This is a genomic window from Lacticaseibacillus salsurae (genome assembly GCF_045862175.1).
In the GTDB taxonomy this organism is placed as follows: domain Bacteria; phylum Bacillota; class Bacilli; order Lactobacillales; family Lactobacillaceae; genus Lacticaseibacillus; species Lacticaseibacillus salsurae.
Window position 1 is genome coordinate 1 of the sequence record NZ_BAAFZI010000117.1, and the last position, 2,286, is coordinate 2,286.

A 2,286-nucleotide genomic window follows, 5' to 3' on the forward strand; every position below is an offset into this window, starting at 1 on the left:
CTCAACTTTTGCACGGAACACTGCACGAGCCTTGATCACCGGTATTGCCTATAACCTGGTTCAGCTCTTTAAACAGCTCTTTGTCTCGGAAGACCGTCGTTCAACCATCTCCTCGCTACGGTTCAGTCTCTTTCACATCGCCGGTAGGATTACTTGGCACGCCCGTCGTGTGGTGATTCATCTTGCTTCTAACTATGTTTACAAGAACTGGTTTAGTCGGCTCATGGACGAAGTCCATCAGTTGGCAACCTGAACTGAATAACTGAATAGGTCGTGCGTCGAGCCGAAAACTGGGTCGGTCTGTTCGTGGTGCATCGATCACCAACTTCTCCGCTCAGTCAGTATTCGCAACGCTCCAAACGTTGCTTTCAGACCGGCCAGATGCGATTTCATGTACCAAATACCGAGGTGAATAATCCAGGATTAACTATTATTTTTGACGAATTTATAAAAGCATTACCGAGTAGCCTGGCCAGGCTACTCGGTAATGCTCAATGAAGTGGAAACTAGTAATATACCGTGCCATAACCGTTTGACATCAATGGTTACGGTCTATTTGATACTTTCAACCTTTAGATATAAAATTATTTACTTTCTTTTCTGAATAAGGCGATTGAGTTCTTGGACTTTCTTTTTAGCAATTAACATTGAGGCTGACCAAATACTAACGTAAATTAACAAATAGATAATAGTATAGCCAATTAACCAAAAAGCATTTAAAGGAAACCAGCCGGCTAGAATTGCTAGGGGTGTGAAGCAAACATAGGTTATTCCAAAATGAACAACCGTTTGACGTGTAATACTCCACTGATCTCTTTCAAAAATCATATTAGAAAGGCTGAAGACAAGCCCCATACCTGCCCATAAAATTGTGGAAAAAGCTGTTGCCATGGTATTTGACGAAAAATAAGCAATAAAATTAGGTGCCGAAGGAACAAAATTATGACTTTGATAGATAAAAGAAAAGGTCAGTGCAATTACAAAGCCAATGGAAACTCCAGTTGAAATCCCAAATAAACTCCTATTCATTATTTTTTTCATTTTAACAACTCCCGCTTGATTGCTTGTGTGTATCTTCTAGACGTGTAGGTTTGCCTTCCATTCAATAAATTTACTTGATAAATTCCTGTTTGACTTAAACCAAAATTTTTTATTTGAGAAATATTAACAATTTCTGAATTAGAGAGCTGAGAAAACAATGAACTGGGGAGTAATGTCTTCAGTTCATAGATACGTTCATGAATCCGATATATGCCTTCCATAGTTTCGCAAACTACATTTTTCCCGTCAGTGTGGACACTAATAATTTGATAAAATGGGATTATTTTGCGTTGATTATCGTGATAACCAATAACTTTCTTCTTATTAACGACTTCGTCAATCGCTATAGCTACATTATTAAGCTCGTCAGTTCTTTGGTTAGAGTTTATAGTGATAAATGAATTATGAAACAACTTCGAAATATTTAAACGGATCAACATACTTGTTCCCCCCCTTTAATGTGTATCTTGGATAATTCGATAATTAAAAACCAGCTAATTAGGATAATCGGTCGTTTTACTACGACAAACGGTAAAACAAAAGATTACTTTCCGTGATTAACTTCCTTTAAATTTTTCAATCCTATAACATGGATTTATTTGTTGACCTGGAGCAGGCTCCAAGGGGTACACTTATTTTGACCTAAAAATAACCGTTTTATAAATTGAAGGTTGCCTTGGAAGAAGACAGGACGCGTTAGACATAAATAAAGTATTGCTTATAAATGTAAACCACAATAGGAACCTTATGTATTTTACAAAAAACTAATTGTAATTTTTTCCTCAATTTTCAAGTCAAGTGCAACAACGAGAACACCAACGGACTACTCAGGGAGTACTTCCCGAAGGAAAAGTCTCTCAGGGACGTTACGCTGGTTGAGATCCAAGCAGTCCAATCAGCACTGAACCATCGTCCCAGACGTATTCTGAACTATCTTCGACCATGCGATTACTACCGACGCATGGCTTAACAACCTAGACCACTATCAAGGATTCGTTATCATCGTTGCACTTGACTTGAAAATTGAGGAACCCGCATTTCAGCTCCTTAATTTGGTTCTCAGCATTGCCCCGCTGTCTATAGGTCTTGAACAAAGTCTCTGGAGCCTCGGAGGCTAAGCTGGTCACTACGAATGCGTGGTTCCAGGGAACTAGCTCATCTGCCGTATGAGTAGAACATACGATAACACGGCGAGCTTTACCCCATGACGCGGCCTGATACTTGAATTCGTGGTAGACGCATTTG

4 protein-coding genes and 1 pseudogene are annotated in these 2,286 nt (G+C 39.2%); 2 read left to right on the forward strand and 3 right to left on the reverse strand.

The window, feature by feature from the left end; translation table 11 throughout:
- Nucleotides 1-253 (forward strand): transposase (locus ACKTSG_RS14045; RefSeq protein WP_407891817.1); only part of this gene is annotated, 253 nt, incomplete at its 5' end.
- A gap of 335 nt (nt 254-588) precedes the next feature.
- Here ACKTSG_RS14045 and ACKTSG_RS14050 read toward each other — a convergent pair.
- Together ACKTSG_RS14050 and ACKTSG_RS14055 are read right to left on the reverse strand one after the other, a co-directional pair.
- Complete coding sequence (locus ACKTSG_RS14050; RefSeq protein WP_062688972.1) at nt 589-1,041, reverse strand: DUF3021 domain-containing protein; 453 nt, start codon at nt 1,039-1,041, stop codon at nt 589-591.
- Entirely contained in the window at nt 1,038-1,481 is a 444-nt protein-coding gene (locus ACKTSG_RS14055; protein WP_062688974.1) for a LytTR family DNA-binding domain-containing protein, read from the reverse strand. Before ACKTSG_RS14055 ends, ACKTSG_RS14050 begins: the two co-directional genes overlap by 4 nt.
- Nucleotides 1,482-1,846: 365 nt before the next feature.
- On the opposite strand from ACKTSG_RS14055, the pseudogene ACKTSG_RS14060 reads away from it, so the two are divergent.
- A pseudogene (locus tag ACKTSG_RS14060) lies at nt 1,847-2,011 on the forward strand (IS30 family transposase); the annotation flags it as partial.
- Nucleotides 2,012-2,015: 4 nt separating this feature from the next.
- On the opposite strand, the gene ACKTSG_RS14065 reads toward ACKTSG_RS14060, so the two are convergent.
- Nucleotides 2,016-2,286 (reverse strand): transposase (locus ACKTSG_RS14065; protein ID WP_407895641.1); only part of this gene is annotated, 271 nt, incomplete at its 5' end.

Coding starts and splice junctions, on each gene's coding strand:
- ACKTSG_RS14050 (WP_062688972.1), bottom strand. CDS start 1,041: ATGAAAAAAATAATGAATAGGAGTTTATTTGGGATTTCAACTGGAGTT.
- ACKTSG_RS14055 (WP_062688974.1), bottom strand. CDS start 1,481: ATGTTGATCCGTTTAAATATTTCGAAGTTGTTTCATAATTCATTTATC.